At 48.1% G+C, this 15,864-nt stretch carries 14 protein-coding genes and 2 tRNA genes; 12 read left to right on the top strand and 4 right to left on the bottom strand.

What is annotated here, in order from left to right; genetic code table 11:
- Positions 1-84: 84 nt before the first annotated feature.
- The 7 genes from PAEAM_RS30820 (at position 85) to PAEAM_RS30790 (ending at position 10,735) form a co-directional block, all read left to right on the top strand.
- Entirely contained in the window at positions 85-1,968 is a 1,884-nt protein-coding gene (locus PAEAM_RS30820) for an ABC transporter substrate-binding protein (protein ID WP_100529952.1), read from the top strand.
- A 164-nt stretch (positions 1,969-2,132) separates the two neighbouring features.
- Positions 2,133-3,332, top strand: coding sequence for an outer membrane lipoprotein-sorting protein (locus PAEAM_RS30815; protein WP_100529951.1), 1,200 nt, complete (start codon positions 2,133-2,135; stop codon positions 3,330-3,332).
- A gap of 394 nt (positions 3,333-3,726) precedes the next feature.
- Positions 3,727-4,914: an alanine racemase gene (alr, locus tag PAEAM_RS30810; protein ID WP_100529950.1), complete on the top strand. Its 1,188-nt coding sequence runs from the start codon at positions 3,727-3,729 to the stop codon at positions 4,912-4,914.
- A 260-nt stretch (positions 4,915-5,174) separates the two neighbouring features.
- Entirely contained in the window at positions 5,175-5,456 is a 282-nt protein-coding gene (locus PAEAM_RS30805) for a CopG family ribbon-helix-helix protein (protein ID WP_017690037.1), read from the top strand.
- A 3-nt stretch (positions 5,457-5,459) separates the two neighbouring features.
- On the top strand, positions 5,460-5,810 hold the full coding sequence (locus PAEAM_RS30800; protein ID WP_024630714.1) for a type II toxin-antitoxin system PemK/MazF family toxin: 351 nt from the start codon (positions 5,460-5,462) through the stop codon (positions 5,808-5,810).
- A 234-nt stretch (positions 5,811-6,044) separates the two neighbouring features.
- Positions 6,045-8,234, top strand: coding sequence for an alpha-galactosidase (locus PAEAM_RS30795; RefSeq protein WP_100529949.1), 2,190 nt, complete (start codon positions 6,045-6,047; stop codon positions 8,232-8,234).
- 278 nt (positions 8,235-8,512) lie between these two features.
- Positions 8,513-10,735 carry a Tex family protein gene (locus PAEAM_RS30790; protein WP_036611182.1) on the top strand — a complete coding sequence of 741 codons (2,223 nt, stop codon included), beginning with the start codon at positions 8,513-8,515 and terminating at the stop codon, positions 10,733-10,735.
- A gap of 180 nt (positions 10,736-10,915) precedes the next feature.
- Here PAEAM_RS30790 and cmpA read toward each other — a convergent pair whose 3' ends face one another.
- Together cmpA and PAEAM_RS30780 are read right to left on the bottom strand one after the other, a co-directional pair.
- Positions 10,916-11,059 carry a cortex morphogenetic protein CmpA gene (cmpA, locus tag PAEAM_RS30785; protein ID WP_017690033.1) on the bottom strand — a complete coding sequence of 48 codons (144 nt, stop codon included), beginning with the start codon at positions 11,057-11,059 and terminating at the stop codon, positions 10,916-10,918.
- A gap of 182 nt (positions 11,060-11,241) precedes the next feature.
- A complete protein-coding gene (locus PAEAM_RS30780) occupies positions 11,242-11,598 on the bottom strand; it encodes a hypothetical protein (protein ID WP_047842018.1) in 357 nt (118 codons plus the stop codon).
- A gap of 119 nt (positions 11,599-11,717) precedes the next feature.
- On the opposite strand from PAEAM_RS30780, the gene PAEAM_RS30775 reads away from it, so the two are divergent.
- The 3 genes from PAEAM_RS30775 to PAEAM_RS30765 all read left to right on the top strand — a co-directional run bounded on the left by PAEAM_RS30775 (position 11,718) and on the right by PAEAM_RS30765 (position 12,443).
- The gene (locus tag PAEAM_RS30775) at positions 11,718-12,179 is read left to right on the top strand and encodes a SprT family protein (protein ID WP_036669054.1); all 462 of its coding nucleotides are present in this window, start codon (positions 11,718-11,720) and stop codon (positions 12,177-12,179) included.
- A 93-nt stretch (positions 12,180-12,272) separates the two neighbouring features.
- A tRNA-Asn gene (locus tag PAEAM_RS30770) sits at positions 12,273-12,348 on the top strand.
- 6 nt (positions 12,349-12,354) lie between these two features.
- Positions 12,355-12,443 (top strand) — tRNA-Ser (locus tag PAEAM_RS30765).
- Positions 12,444-12,665: 222 nt separating this feature from the next.
- Here the strand turns inward: PAEAM_RS30765 and PAEAM_RS30760 are convergent.
- Complete coding sequence (locus PAEAM_RS30760; RefSeq protein ID WP_100529948.1) at positions 12,666-13,364, bottom strand: ArsR/SmtB family transcription factor; 699 nt, start codon at positions 13,362-13,364, stop codon at positions 12,666-12,668.
- 107 nt (positions 13,365-13,471) lie between these two features.
- Between PAEAM_RS30760 and PAEAM_RS30755 the strand changes: the two genes are divergently transcribed.
- Complete coding sequence (locus PAEAM_RS30755; RefSeq protein ID WP_100529947.1) at positions 13,472-14,131, top strand: flavin reductase family protein; 660 nt, start codon at positions 13,472-13,474, stop codon at positions 14,129-14,131.
- Between the two features lie 93 nt (positions 14,132-14,224).
- Positions 14,225-14,896: an MgtC/SapB family protein gene (locus tag PAEAM_RS30750; protein WP_100529946.1), complete on the top strand. Its 672-nt coding sequence runs from the start codon at positions 14,225-14,227 to the stop codon at positions 14,894-14,896.
- Positions 14,897-14,966: 70 nt separating this feature from the next.
- On the opposite strand, the gene PAEAM_RS30745 is transcribed toward PAEAM_RS30750, so the two are convergent.
- Complete coding sequence (locus PAEAM_RS30745; protein WP_100529945.1) at positions 14,967-15,863, bottom strand: Cof-type HAD-IIB family hydrolase; 897 nt, start codon at positions 15,861-15,863, stop codon at positions 14,967-14,969.
- Between the last annotated feature and the right edge of the window lies 1 nt (position 15,864).

The following is a 15,864-nucleotide window of genomic DNA, read 5'->3' as shown; positions in this document are numbered from 1 at the left end:
ACTGAGTATAATGGAGGAAAACCTGAAGAAAAACTGTAGAAGCATCCTGATGGATTTCGTATTTTAGCAGAAGGTAGGGTATATATGGACGTATCAGAACATTACATTCAACTGCGATTAAACTTTCCACATGTACATGATGAACAAGAAGTACTTACAACGGTAGGTGAACTTGCCGATCTTTTATGTTGTACCATGCGCAATATGAACCTCATTATGAACAAATTCAAGGAGAACGGATGGGTCAGGTGGAACCCGCAGCGCGGAAGAGGCAAAAAATCGATGCTGGTATTTTGTGTCCCGTTGCTTGAAGTGGCGCGTGAACGATTTGACCATCTCCTGGATGGGAACAGGATGGAGGACGCCTATGAACTGGCCGCCACCTTACCAATTACGATGAGAGAACATCTTATGCAGCAAATGCAGCATCAATTTGGTCTGCGTTCGAATGGAGGGGACAGAGGACGAGTGGATACATTGCGGATTCCACGGAATATCCCTTTTAAGACATTGGATCCCACGCAGACGGCCATGTGGGGAGAAGTTTTTATTGTTGCGGAGGTTTTTGATCGTTTGGTTCGTTATAATGCTGAACACCAGGTCTGTGAACCGAGTCTGGCTGTGGCATGGGAGAGTCATTCAGAGGGGAGCGAATGGACCTTTTATCTGCACAAAGGTATACCCTTTCATCATGGCAGAATATTGGATTCAGAGGACGTGAAGTTTACCTTTGATCGTATTATCTCTGACAATAGTAACCCGTGCAGGCCTCTGTTTGGATCTATTGAGCGCATAGAGACGTTGGACGAATTGACTGTACGTTTTGTGTTAAACAAGCCTAACTTCATGTTCCCGGATCTGATGAGTAGTATGTCTGCATCGATCTTGCCGAGAGATGTGGAGATGAATCCGCTCCATCCGATTGGAACAGGACCTTATCGGTTGACGCGTCATGATTCCAAGCTGCTTGTGTTGGAAGTATTCCCTTCCTACTTCCGAGGCCGAGCCTATATTGACCGCGTTGAAATATGGCAACTTCCCCATTCTGGGAGGGTGGAGTCCGTCATCAAGCATAATATATTTCCGGATGCGGAGCCTCGTGCCGTGCAGCATGAGATGCAGGGTGGCATGTATATGACGTTTAATATGCAGAAGGAAGGGCCGCAGCATGAGGTGAATTTTCGCCGGGCTGTTCAACAGCTATTGAATGCGCAGGAGTTGTCGCAAGCGCTCGGAAGCACGAACACGCAGGCTGCTTATAGTCTGATTCGAGGACGAGTACAGCAACCTTTAAAGGTGGGTTCAGATCAAGGGGAGCCAGGGAAACAGCAATCGGAACAACCGGATGGTTCGGTCACACCTGTACCTGACCTTTCCGTGGAGACCTCACTGGTGCGGGCCTCAGCATTATTGCGTCATAGCTCTTATCAAGGGCAGAGTTTAAGTCTGTGGGTGGAAGAAGGAGAGAAGATGGAGACGGATATGGTCTGGTTTGCAGAGAGATGTAAACAGATTGGCCTACATATCAACATTATGCCGGGAGATCCGGTCCACGCAGTCTATCAAGAGGGGTTTGGGGATTGTGATCTGATCTATACAGGAGTAATCTTCAATGATAATGTCTTGCTGAGTCTCGTGACGATGTACACCTTCCAGAACACGTTATTCCTGATTGCGATGAATGATTACTGGAGACATGAACTGGAGCAGGAATGTGGACGAGTGGTCATGATCCAGGAACCTGCGGAGCGGTTGAATAGATTGATTCGGCTAGAAGATCGACTGATTCAGGAGGCATTGCTTCTGCCCACATACAGCTTCAAGGAAGAACACGCCCATCATGATTCGCTGAGAGATTATCGTCTTGCGGGGTATGGTCTGCCTGATCTGCGCAGATTGTGGGTGAAGAGAAGCCCTGGGGCCGCTGAAGAGGATACGAGTTATCCGGTGTATATTCCGTTGTGGTAGGACTTATGCAAGCGTAGTAATGCCGTATTAACGGACTTCACCGATTGCTTGTCAAACTAGTCCGCATATATCGAACAAGTCCCTCATAACATGTACTAATCAAGTAGGGGTTCTGCTGCAAGCACAATCCTGAAGTGAAAACATGTGCTAAAGGGGATGATGTCATGCGCCGAATATCATGGATGCTTGCCATGGTATTGGTCTTATCGGTCTTGCTTGCCGCCTGCGGGAAGAAGGATGCGGCAGCTGTGGTCAAAGATCTGAACGAAGTCGTAGGAGAGATGGAAAGTTACCAGGGGGCAGGCGTGATGACGCTGCATACCGGAGATACGCCGCAGCAGTACAAGGTCGAGGTATGGCATCAGAAGCCTTCCTATTATCGTATTGCGTTAACGAATGCCAAAAAGGATGTAACACAGATTGTGCTGCGTAACGATGAAGGTGTGTTTGTTTTGACACCGAGCCAGAACAAAAGCTTCCGTTTTCAGAGCAACTGGCCAGATAATCAAGGACAGGTATATCTCTATGAAACATTGATTCGGAGCATTACGGGGGATACAACCCGTCAGTTTGCGGATGAGAAGGAGAGCTATGTATTTGATGTAGCTGCCAATTATAATACACATGCACTCGTCAGACAGAAGATCTGGCTGAACAAAAGCGATTACGCACCTAAACAGGTGGAGGTATCCGACTCCAATGCCAATGTTGTAGTCGATGTGAAATTTGACTCCTTCAAATTCGGGACTGAGTTTGAGAAAGATGCCTTTGACATGCAACGTAACATGACAGCCGCTACAGAAGAAGGCGGCAAAACAGGAACGGACTCCGGTGTGACTCCTGTGGAACAAACCGGTAATGAGGGCGGTAAAGAACCTGCCAATCCTCAGACTGCGCCTGAACCTGATGGAGCCGTTACTGATGGACAGTCGGGTGTAGGTGGGGACACAGAGCAGCAAGGTACAGAAGGTGCTGCAACAGGTCAGGAAGGCGAAGAGCCAACACTCGCAGAACCGGAAGGTGCAGACAGCTTCGGAGTAATTCAGCCGACCTATGCGCCGGAAGGTGTGCAGCTCAAGGATGATCAGATTCTGGAAGAGGCGGGGGACTATTCGGTTATGCTTCGTTATGAAGGAACATATAATTACACGATATTCGAAGCCAGACCGCAGGATCGAGCCGTATCGCTTGCCCCATCCCGTGTACTGGATCTGGGATTCACACTGGGCATGGTCAGCGGAGATGCACTGCAGACACTGACATGGACGACAGATGGCATAGAATATCGGATCACCAGTGCCGATCTGCCTGATAACGAAATGGTACGCATTGCAACATCCATGCAGGAAGAGTCAGGCAAATGATTTTTGAACAAATGAACGAATAGTAGCATAAACATAAGGAATGCTAAGAAGCATCGGAGACCCGTTCTCCGGTGCTTTGCTTTGATGTAAGAAAGGTGTTCATTTAGCGTTGTTTTTCTTACCCGATACACTCAATAAAGCAAATTGCGCTTCTACGCAGAGGGAACCGGGTAAATAATCGATATAAGCAGATTTTGCTTGGGTGAAAAGTGGAATTTTGCCCTGCTAATCTCGCTTATCGGTCTTCTTCTGTATTCGCATTTGTTCTTCAAAAGGCGCACCTTACATCTGTTTTTGGATGCGAAACTTCGGTTCATTTGACAGTCACATGCTGGAGCATTACGATGGAGTCTGACGTGAGCCGGATTAAGATGATTAGAGAAGGTGACTTAACGTGCAAGGACAATATCGGCCGACCCAAGCGGAGATCAATTTGGATCATTTGTGTACTAACGTAGAAGCTTTCCGCGAGGCATTGCCTCAGGGCATGAAATTCCTCGCCTGTGTGAAGGCCAATGCCTATGGACACGGAGCGGTGGAGACGGCTAGGGAACTGGAACGAGTGGGTGTGGATTACTTAAGTGTGGCTTTTCTTGACGAAGCTCTAGAACTGCGACAACATGGGATTACGATTCCAATCCTGGTACTGGGTTATACGCCGCCTGAAGGGATCGCTGTTGCATGGCAACATGATGTGACCGTCACACTGTTCAGCAGGGAAGTGCTTGACGCCATTCGACATCTGGATGCGAGCACATTCGCTAACCAACTGAAGGTTCATATTAAAATCGACAGCGGCATGGGCCGATTAGGTCTGTTGCCTGGCGATGAGGCATTGGCTTTCATTCAGGAAGTAGCTTCGCTCAATCAGGTGATGCTGGAAGGTATGTTTACCCATTTTGCCAGAGCAGATGAAGAAGACAAAACCTATACACTGGAGCAGTATAGACGGTTCCAAAGCGTAGTTCATGCGCTCAGGGATCAGGGATGTTCCATCCCGATTATACATACGGCGAACAGCGCCGCTGCCATTGATACACCGGAATTGTCCTATGACATGGTACGTGTGGGAATAAGCCTGTACGGACTGTATCCTTCGGCTGAGGTGAATCATCAGGTGGTGAAGCTGTCCCCGGTATTGACGCTGAAGACAAAAGCGGTTCTGGTCAAAACACTGCCACCCCATTGGGGGATCAGTTACGGAACCCGTTATTTTACGCAAGGTTACGAACGAATAGCGACCCTGCCGATCGGATATGCAGACGGATTCTCCAGAATGCTGACAGGTAAAGCAGAAGTGCTTGTACGCGGACGCCGCGTCCCTGTCGTCGGTACAATCTGCATGGATCAGTGTATGGTGTCGTTACAATCTTTCGCGGAAGAGGCGGAAGAAATTCAAGTCGGCGAAGAGGTTGTCCTCATCGGTCATCAGTCTGGTGGCGTTATAACCGCAGACGAGGTGGCATCCCAGCTCGGTACGATTGCTTATGAAGTGATCTGCATGATGGCGTACCGCATTCCGCGGGTATATACCCGCGGGGGAGCAGTAGTCGCCAGAATCAATCCACTTTTGACATCCTGACAGGTAAACTGGACGTCATTCCCAATAAACTTTTTTTCAGAACAGAAGGAAAACTGTCGGAGCATCTCGAATTATGTATGACGGTAAGGATTTAATTCCTGAATTGAGATGTTTGGTCTGTACGAATATTGTTCCCCGTGTTTATAATGGAGTACAGCATACTTGATATACTCGGGGCATATATATTCCTTTGTATAAAAGTTCTGGAAAAACGTAATACTGGTTCACAATGGCGAAAGGTTTGTGGGGGTGGAAGAAAGGTGGCCAACTTGCAGAACACCAAGCGGATCATGATCAGTTTACCTGATTATCTTTTGCAGGAAGTGGATGGCATCGTAGCGCTGGAGAATTCCAACCGCAGCGAATTGATTAGGCAGGCTATGAAGCTGTATTTAACGGAGCGTAAGAAACGTTACATCCGTGAAACGATGCAGCGAGGGTACATGGAGATGGCAAAAATTAATCTGACCATGGCATCCGAAGCCTTTCATGCGGAGGAAGATGCGGACAGCACTCTGGACCGCTTAGTTAGCGGGGTGTAGACATTGATCGTAAAACGTGGTGACGTTTTTTTTGCGGATCTTTCTCCCGTTGTCGGTTCCGAGCAAGGTGGAGTCAGGCCGGTTCTGGTGATCCAGAATGATATCGGCAACCGGTTTAGTCCAACTTGTATTGTGGCGGCTATCACCGCCCAAATCCAGAAGGCAAAGCTGCCAACGCATGTTGAAATTGACGCGGCGGCACACGGCTTTGACCGGGACTCGGTTATTTTGCTCGAACAAATACGGACGATTGATAAACAGAGGCTGACTGACAAGATTACCCATCTGGACGAGGAGACCATGAAATTGGTCAACGAAGCCTTACAGATCAGCCTTGGTTTAATCGATTTTTAAGGCAGCAACCAGCGTCTTGTACGCTGCCCTGCCGTCCGTTGGCAATGGATGTTCCCGTAAGGGAACACACTGAATTCAGACTGTAACCAAAAGAGCGTATGACATCCTTCGGGCTGTTATGCGCTCTTTTGATTAAAGCTTGATGAAAGCGTAGAACATTGGTGATCTTTTCGCTATAATGAAACCTGAGAAACCGTTTACCGAAAGACCTATATATAGAGGTGGAGGAGACATATGAGCATTTACATCAATCAAGAGAAACTTCAATTTCATTTACAGACCCGCGAGGCCAGTTACGTATTTCAGGTACTGCCTTCAGGATATTTGGTGCATTTGTATTATGGCAAAAAATTACGCGACACCGATCTGAGCTGGTTGCATGTACGGACAGAACGAGCATCTTTCAGTCCGAACCCGGTACCAGAGGACCGTACAATTTCATTTGATACATTGGCAGTGGAACTACCCGTGTATGGCACAAGTGATTTCCGTAATCCGGCTATCCAATTGGAACTTGAGAATGGCTCGACGGTTTCGGAGTTTACGTATACAGGTCATCGATTGATCAAAGGAAAGGCAGCGCTTACCGGCCTGCCAGCGACGTATGTTGAATCCGATGAAGAAGCAGAGACGCTGGTTATTGAGTTGGAAGACCGCGTTGCAGGCATCAAAATCGAGCTTTCTTATACAGCCTTTACGGCATTTAATGCAATTACACGCTCGATGCGTATCGTTAATGAGAGCGCTACCTCAGTGAATGTGGTGCGTGCGCTCAGTTCTTCTGTTGATTTCCCGCATGCGGATTATGAATTGTTGCAGTTGTCAGGTGCATGGACACGGGAACGTGATATTGTTCGCAGACCGCTTGCGTCAGGCCTGCAAGGGATTGAGAGCCGTCGCGGTTCAAGCAGTCACCAGCAGAATCCTTTTATTGCACTGATGACACCAGGCACGGATGAAGACCAAGGTGAAGTTTATGGATTCAGTCTCGTCTATAGTGGCAGCTTCACTGCACAGGCTGAAGTGGATCAGTTCCACACCACCCGTGTGTCACTCGGAATCAATCCGTTCGAGTTCAGCTGGAAGCTGGAGCCGCAAGAAACGTTCCAGACACCTGAGACGGTTATGGTTTACTCGGCTGCAGGTTTGGACGGCATGTCACAGTCCTACCACGAATTGTATCGGGAGCGTCTTGCGCGTGGTAAGTTCCGTAATGCGGAACGTCCGGTTCTGGTCAATAACTGGGAAGCAACCTACTTTGGATTCAATGCAGACAAGATTGAGCAGATCGCTCGCGCCGGACAGAAGCTGGGTATTGAGCTGTTTGTCTTGGATGATGGCTGGTTTGGACATCGGGACAGTGACAACTCCTCGCTGGGCGACTGGATTGTAGATAAGAAGAAATTGCCACAGGGATTGGATGATCTGGCTAACCGCGTAACAGGTCTGGATATGCAGTTCGGATTGTGGTTTGAGCCTGAGATGATCTCACCAGACAGTGAGCTGTACCGAGCGCACCCGGACTGGTGTCTGCATGTGCCTGATCGTCGCCGGACAGAAGGACGTCAACAACTGGTACTCGACTTCTCTCGTCAGGATGTACGTGATGAGATTGTGCGCATGTTAACAGACGTACTTGGTTCTGCACCAATCACTTATGTGAAATGGGACATGAACCGCAATATGACGGAAGTGGGTTCTGCATTGCTTCCGGCAGATAGACAGCGTGAGACAGCGCATCGTTACATGCTCGGACTGTATGATGTTATGGAACGAATCACTTCGGCGTTCCCGAACATTCTGTTCGAAAGCTGTTCAGGTGGTGGTGGCCGCTTCGATCCAGGTATGCTGTATTACATGCCACAGACGTGGACAAGTGATAACACGGATGCCATATCCCGCTTGCGGATTCAATACGGTACGAGTCTTGTGTACCCGGTAAGTTCGATGGGATCGCATATCTCAGCGGTACCGAATCATCAGGTCAACCGGATCACTTCTCTTGAGATTCGGGGACATGTTGCGATGTCGGGCAACTTCGGGTACGAGCTGGACCTGACAAAATTCACGGAGGAAGAGAACGACATCGTGAAAGCCCAGGTTGAGCTGTACAAGGAGATTCGTGGAACGGTTCAATATGGAACATTCCGCCGTTTGCTCAGTCCGTTTGAAGGCAATGAGACGGCGTGGATGTTTATTGCACCGGACGGAAGCGAAGCTGTTGTATTCTACTTCCGTGTGCTCTCTGAGCCCAATGCGCCACTTCAGCGCCTGAAGCTGAAAGGATTGGACCCTAATGCGGATTACCGTCTGAAAGGCGGATCGGAGACCTTTACCGGCGATGCCCTCATGTATGGCGGTATTTCGGTAGGCAGCACATCAGGAGACTATCTGAGCGAAATGTTCCGGTTCGAGCGCGTCTAGATTGCTATTTTATTTAAAGCTTTTAAAAAAAAGGAAGGACCGGGGAGCGTCGTGATGACGTTTTTCGGTCTTTTTTTGATGTAATGGGGAAGGCTGGAGGATGACATCATTCTGTCAGAACTTGTATGCTTGCGGATTGATGGAATTCTGGACGTGATTCTGTGATAATATAGGGTAGAGTGGAAGAAACAAATGGTTCAACTATACTGTAATTACAGCAGCAAAGCTGCCCTGAAATGATTGTAACGAACGATTCAGGAAGGAAAGAGGGATTTATTTTGTCTGAACAGGAAACGGTTCTGGAACCCAATGAAGAAACAATAAAGGCAGAACGCCATGAACGAATCATCAAACAGGTAGCCAAGGAACTGTCACTGTCCTTGAAGCAGGTCCGTACAACGTCGGAGCTTCTGGACGAAGGCAATACGATTCCATTTATCGCCCGCTACCGTAAAGAAATGACTGGAGAGCTGGATGAGAACCAGCTGCGATCGATTGAAGAACGCATTGTTTATCTGCGCAATCTTGAGGATCGCAAATTGGAAGTCATCCGTATTATAGAGGAACAGGGCAAACTGACCGGAGAACTGAAGCAATCCATTACGCAAGCTGTGAAGCTGCAGGAAGTGGAAGACTTGTATCGACCTTACCGTCAGAAGCGGAAAACGCGTGCCAGTGTGGCCAAGGAAAAAGGTCTTGAGCCCCTTGCTGTATGGATCTGGGGTCAACCGAAACAAGGAGATGTACTCCAGGAAGCTGCGAAATATATCAATGCTGAACTGGGTGTAGAAGATGCGGAGTCGGCGCTTCAGGGAGCCAAAGACATTCTCGCGGAGAATATCGCAGACGATGCTGCCATTCGTGCCTGGATTCGTCGGTACACCTTGGATCACGGCATGCTGACTTCAGAAGCGAAGGATGCTCAAGAGGAGTCCGTGTACGAGAATTATTATGATTACCGCGAACTAGCCAAAAAGATGCCTCCACACCGTATTCTCGCAATTAATCGCGGTGAACGTGAGAGTATTCTGAAAGTCGGCTTGGACGTACAGGCAGAACCGGCCCATCGCCATATGGAAGGACAGATCATTCGTGGTGCTTCTGCCGTGCAGGATATCCTGCGTGATGTGATTGAAGATGCATACAAGCGGCTGATTGCGCCTTCCATTGAGCGTGAAGTTCGTGGAGAACTTACGGAAAAAGGTGAAAATCAGGCCATATCGGTATTCTCGGCCAATCTGCGTAACCTGTTGCTTCAACCGCCGATTCATGGCAAACGTGTGCTGGGTGTCGATCCGGCCTATCGTACCGGTTGTAAACTGGCTGTAGTAGATGATACGGGCAAACTGCTGGAAGTGGCTGTGACCTACCCAACGCCACCACACAACAAGAAACGTGAAGCTGCCGAAGTATTCCATCGCATGATCAAGCAATATGATATCGGACTGATCGTCATTGGTAATGGTACCGGATCACGTGAGACGGAGCAGTTTGTTGCCGAGATCATTCAGGAGAACGGTGATGAAAGTCTTGTGTATCTGATTGTTAACGAAGCAGGCGCGAGTGTATATTCTGCATCCAAGCTGGCCCAGGAAGAATTCCCTGATCTGGATGTTGCGGAGCGCAGTGCAGCTTCCATTGCTCGCCGGGTACAAGACCCGCTGGCGGAGTTGGTTAAGATTGATCCAAAAGCCATTGGCGTGGGTCAATATCAGCATGACGTATCCCAGAAGATTCTCGAAGAAAGCCTGAAGGCTGTCGTGGAATCCGCAGTTAACCATGTGGGTGTGGATGTGAATACAGCATCACCTTCGTTGCTGTCATATGTTGCCGGAGTTAACGCTACGATTGCCAAAAACATCGTGAAGTACCGTGAAGAAAATGGCCGGTTTACGAACCGCCGTCAGCTGCAGAAGGTGCCACGTCTGGGTGCCAAAACCTATGAGCAGTGCGTAGGATTTATGCGTATTGGTGAGGGAGAGAACCCGCTGGACCGTACACCTATTCACCCTGAGTCTTACAAGGTAGTGGATCAGCTGTTCAAGGAGCTTCAGGTTGCACTGGACAAGCTGGGCAGCAAGGAACTGTCGGTATTACTGTCAGAGCAACAGCCAGAACAATTGGCTGTGAAACTGGACGTAGGTGTGCCTACATTGCGTGACATTCTGGACAGCTTGCAGCGTCCGGGGCGTGACCCGCGTGAAGAAATGCCGTTGCCAATCTTCCGTACAGATGTATTGAAAATTGAGGATCTGGTGGAAGGCATGGAGCTGCAAGGTACGGTTCGGAACGTTATTGATTTTGGTGCCTTTGTTGATATTGGGATCAAGAGTGATGGGCTTGTCCATATTTCACAGCTCAGCAACGGATATGTTAAACATCCGATGGACGTTGTGTCTGTCGGGGATAATGTAACGGTCTGGGTTATGAGTGTGGATACCAAAAAAGGCCGTGTCGGCCTGACGATGAAGAAGCCTGCTTCTGCGCAACAGTCTTCTTAAATAGTAGGATTGGAGAACAGCCTTCCCTAACCAGGAAGGCTGTTTGTTGTCGACAGTAATAGTCCCGTTATCCGTTCTAATTCCTCTAGTAAGTACGGTGGGCAATATGTGCATTTTCTTAAAGTGCGTGTTCAAAAGGCCATCTTTCGTAATCCAAAGCAGACTTTTATGAACAACCTCTTAAAGTTCGTTCTCCGCGCTGCGTGGTGTGCCATTTGCTGGTTTGTTACGATAAAAGAACCAGCATTCGTTCAGCAACTTGATTTGCCGGCTGTCCTTTTTGTGAAATGCACGCATCAGTTGATTGCAAAGCCATTGAGGCAAGGGTATCTCCTCCTCTTGCATAATTCATCTGTACGTTAGCATATGTGGCAATAGCCTGGACTGTGCGGGATAAGTGGAGCCCTCCGGCAAATCAATCTTATTCACTTAAAAAAAAGCACAAATCCCAATTCAGGGAAATGTGCTTTTCGTTCTCATCATTATAAAATGATACCTGCGGTGAATTAGAGAGCTTCCATCTCTTCTTCATACCATTGTTCCAATTGGGCCTGAAGAGCCCGGATTTCGGTAAGCAGAGAAATCAAAGGATAATGGCTTTCACGTAGTACTGCAAAAGATTCTTCAAGCGCATTGATATAATCAAGGCCGCCGATGATAGTAAGATTTTCGTTTAGGAGATCGAGGCTGTCACATTCGGCGATCGCCCAAGGCAGGACAGGGACATCTGCTGCAGTGAGTTTATCAATTTCCTTGTGCAGGCGCAGGTTGAGCGCACTGAGTTGATAGGCGTAATCTGCGGGCATTTCCACGAACTGCAAGTGTTGTTCCTGCTGCAGGATGACATAGCGCATTGTAGGCATAACGAGTAATAATCTCCCCTCATACATTCTACTTGACAGTGTAGCCTACGAAACGGTTAAAATTCAAGTATTATACCGGAAAAACAAATGCTCCGAGGGGGTGCAAGGAGAGGATATCGATGGAAAATGAGGAATTGCAACAATGGATTGAACAGGTATCACTGGATCATTTCGGAGTGCCGTTCACCCATGAAGCGTTGTTTAACAGTCGCCTGACCACGACGGGGGGGCGTTATATGCTGAAAAGTCACCGGATTGAGATCAATCCGCATCAACTCGAAGCCTATGGGCGAGATGAGGTTGAGAAAATCATCAAGCATGAGCTGTGTCACTATCATCTGCATATTCGTGGGCGCGGCTATCAGCATCGTGATCCGGAATTCAAGGCTTTATTGCAGAAGGTTGGCGGCTCGCGTTACTGCCAATCACTTCCTGACGGCAAAGGCAGAAAGCCGTTGCCATATCGTTATAAGCTGGTGTGCAAGAGCTGTGGTACGGAATATTTGCGCAAACGGAAAATAGATCCGAAGCGTTATCGTTGTGGTCGTTGTGCGGGAAAACTGGGGCTTCAGAATATCTGATGTGCGTTTCGTTCAATGTATTAAAGAAAGTGATGGAAGGGATGTTGACTTGGATTATTAATCATGGTAGATTAATCTTATTCAAGTTAATTTTCCCTGATAGCTCAGTTGGTAGAGCACTCGACTGTTAATCGAGTTGTCACAGGTTCGAGCCCTGTTCGGGGAGCCATTTCTTGGAGAGATACCCAAGTGGCTATAAGGGGACCCTCTGCTAAGGGGTTAGACTGCGTAAGCGGTGCGAGGGTTCGAATCCCTCTCTCTCCGTTCTGAATTAAACTTCTCTGCAAAGGGATGAGAACCCTAAAGGTTCGTCGGAGCATAAGCTTCGTTAGCAATACTTCGCAGTCTCGAACGAAGTGAGAGTACTCCTCTTTCTCCGTTCTGATTGCACAAAAAATCCTCTTCACATTAGACCGGTTAACGGTCAGTGTGAAGGGGATTTTTTGCGTTTACTGATCTTTGCTTATCCCTGGTGTACGCCTCAGCCTAAAGTGAAATGCTCAACATCTCGTATAAACCTTTCTTGCCTGCTTCCGTTACTTCGACAGAGCGACTTCCTGTTTTTTGACGAATCCAGTCCAGTTCCGCTAACCGATGTCTGAGTTGTTCCCCAAGCATACCTGAGAGATGATGACGGCGTTCGCTCCAATCCAGACATTTGCGAGCGAGGGCACGGCGTGATCCCGGCTTCATCTGAAGTTCAATTCCGAACGTAGTGAACCACTGTATTCCTTTCTCTGTAACTTGATAATCCTTGCTGTGTGCCTCTTCGGGGTCTGAAAGATACCCCTTTTGTACTAAGGCTTCACAGAGCGAGATTCCCAATTTCCCGGCCAGATGACCATAACAGGTCCGTGCATGACTCAGTTGTTGAAGCTGATCGGATTGTTTGAGAGAGCGGATCTGTACAGGCGGAGCAATACTGGCCATGCTTTCAATCAGATTAGCAATTTCTTTGTTTGCAAGACGGTAGTATCGGTGGCGTCCTTGTTGTTCAACTTCGAGTAATCCTCCCTCTACGAGTTTAGCTAGATGGCTGCTTGCCGTCTGGGGAGTGACACTTGCCATATGAGCAAGCTCTCCTGCAGGCAACGCACGGCCATCAAGTAAGGATGACAGAAAAATAGCGCGGCTTGGATCAGCGATTAACGACGCAATAACAGTAATATTCGGATATACATTCATACTTCGATCATACCTGAACTATTACTGTATTACAATCGAGTTGTATCGTCCCATATGGGTCAGATTGAGCTTATAAAGCATTGGAATGGGAACAGGAGAGGTACAGGATGAAAAAGATAACGAAACAGGACTTTGCTACAGAGCAGTTGTCTGCGAGTCCAGAAGTGATTCAACATGAGACGATTAATCCCAGTATTTTATATTATGGTACGCCTGTAGTGCTGCTGAGCACATTAAATGAGGATGGATCAACCAACCTGTCACCATTATCCTCGTCTTGGGCACTGGGGGATTGTCTGGTTCTCGGTCTAGGGACACACGGCAAAGCCTATGAAAATCTGAGTCGACACCCGGAGTGTGTAATTAATCTGCCGGATGCGAACATGTGGAAACAGGTTGAGGCATTGGGTCGTTATACGGGAGTCACACCGGTTCCTGAGGAGAAAAGGAAGATGGGCTATGAATATTGTCATGATAAATTCACTGTAGCTGGACTGACATCTGAATGCTCGGTTCAGGTGGCTCCAGATAAAATAGTTGAATGTCCGCTCCAGGTTGAAGCGGCTGTACAACACATACGTATTCCCGAACATACACCGTTCATGGCGATTGTTGAAGTGAAAGCGTTGAAGGTGCACGCGCACACAAGACTAATATCTGGACCGAACAAAATTAATCCAGAGGAATGGCATCCGCTGATATATAATTTCAGACATTATTTCGGATTGGGCAAGAGACAAGGGGAAAATTTCCGGGCAGAGAATTGACCTGAGTAGAAGTTCTTTATTAGTCATGTAAAGATTGGGTAATAGTAAAGATAGACTCATGTAAGCATATACATAATGAAAGAGGTGATGTGCATGGAAGTGGAATATTTGATGCGTGTACTCATAGCTGGAATATGTGGTGTGCTAATTGGATATGAGCGCAAAAACCGAATGAAAGAAGCGGGAATCCGTACTCATTTTGTGGTCGCCGTTGGTGCTGCCCTGATGATGATTGTATCGAAATACGGATTCCAGGATCAGGCTGGCTGGGACAATCTGTCCCTTGACCCTTCAAGGATCGCTGCACAAGTCGTTAGCGGTGTGGGGTTCATTGGAGCGGGCATGATCTTCACACAGCGTCACACGGTCAGGGGATTGACCACAGCGGCTGGCATATGGGCTACGGCAGGCATGGGACTTGCTGTGGGTTCAGGTCTGTATTGGACGGGTGCAGGCGTGACGCTGATTATTGTCGTGGCACAGATGTTACTGCATAGACCCACACGCTGGCTGGTATCCGCCCGAACAGAGACTTTAACCATCCATCTGCAAAATGAAGGAGAGGCCCTGAAGACTGTTTTGGCACTGCTGGGACAGGAGAAGATCTCGGTCATCGGATTTAAGACAGAACAGCAAACAAGCACAGACTCCGTGGAAGAGACTGTGCTTGAGTTCACATTGCAACTACCGGGTTCATACCGGGGCGAGCAACTGATTATTTTGTTACAGGACGTGCCTCACGTTCGATCTGCGGAGTTAAAATGAAGAGAACCTGCATGGATCAACAGGTGATCATGCAGGTTCAGTACTTAATTCAGTATGGGTCCAATTCCAATTACTGACCTTCCCCGACAATCGTTTCAGGGCGGGATACCGGTTTACCTTCAAGCAGGCACTCGATGGCATGGGCTACACCGTGCTCCACATTGGTCAGCGTTATGGCTTTGGCTAATGCCTGGATCTCGGGTTCGCCATTACCCATGGCGATGCCGAGTCCTGCCATTTTTAACATGGAGACATCATTGAAGTTATCGCCAATAGCTACTGTATCCTCCATGGAGATGTTCAGGTGAGCCGCCAGTTTGGTGAGGGCATTACCTTTGGAGACGTCCGGGTGCTGCATTTCGAAGTTATGCTCAAAGGATACAACCATAGCGACATCAGATCGGGAAGCGAAGTATTCTCGTCCTGTCTTTACTTTGTCCGGATTCATGGAGAAGGCCATAATATTATAGATGTAGGCTTCTGCCGGAATTTCGAGATGGCTGTTTACGCGGTGGTAGTCTTTTTTGTCATAGTGTTTCTTGATGGAGCGAATCATGCGTGCAATGTCCTCACCAGGGTTTGAACCAAGAACACGTTCCATTTCGGCGAGCAAGGTCTCATGACTGCTACGCGGGGCATAGATGCCTTGTTGTGTTGAAGCCTCATAATAGACATCATGATCTTCCAGCCACTGCATGACGGAAGCTGCTGTGTCACGATCGAGCGGAAGATGGAATAAACGTTCACCGTCTGCATCATGAATTGTCGCTCCGTTGGAGCCGATAATCGGGGTTTTGATTCCACCTTCGCGGCTGATGGTCACAACATCGGAATAGACACGTCCTGTTGCAATGGTAACTTTCATACCGGATTGCTGGGCCTTTTGGATGGCTGCGGCATTCTCCGGGCTAATCTGGCTATCTATGTTCAACAAAGTTCCATCTAAATCTGTGGCAAATAATTTCATA

The organism is Paenibacillus sp. GM1FR, assembly GCF_002803315.1.
Classification (GTDB): Bacteria; Bacillota; Bacilli; order Paenibacillales; family Paenibacillaceae; genus Paenibacillus; species Paenibacillus amylolyticus.
The sequence above is the reverse complement of the archived record's forward strand: the minus strand, read 5'-3'. Positions and strand labels throughout refer to the sequence as shown.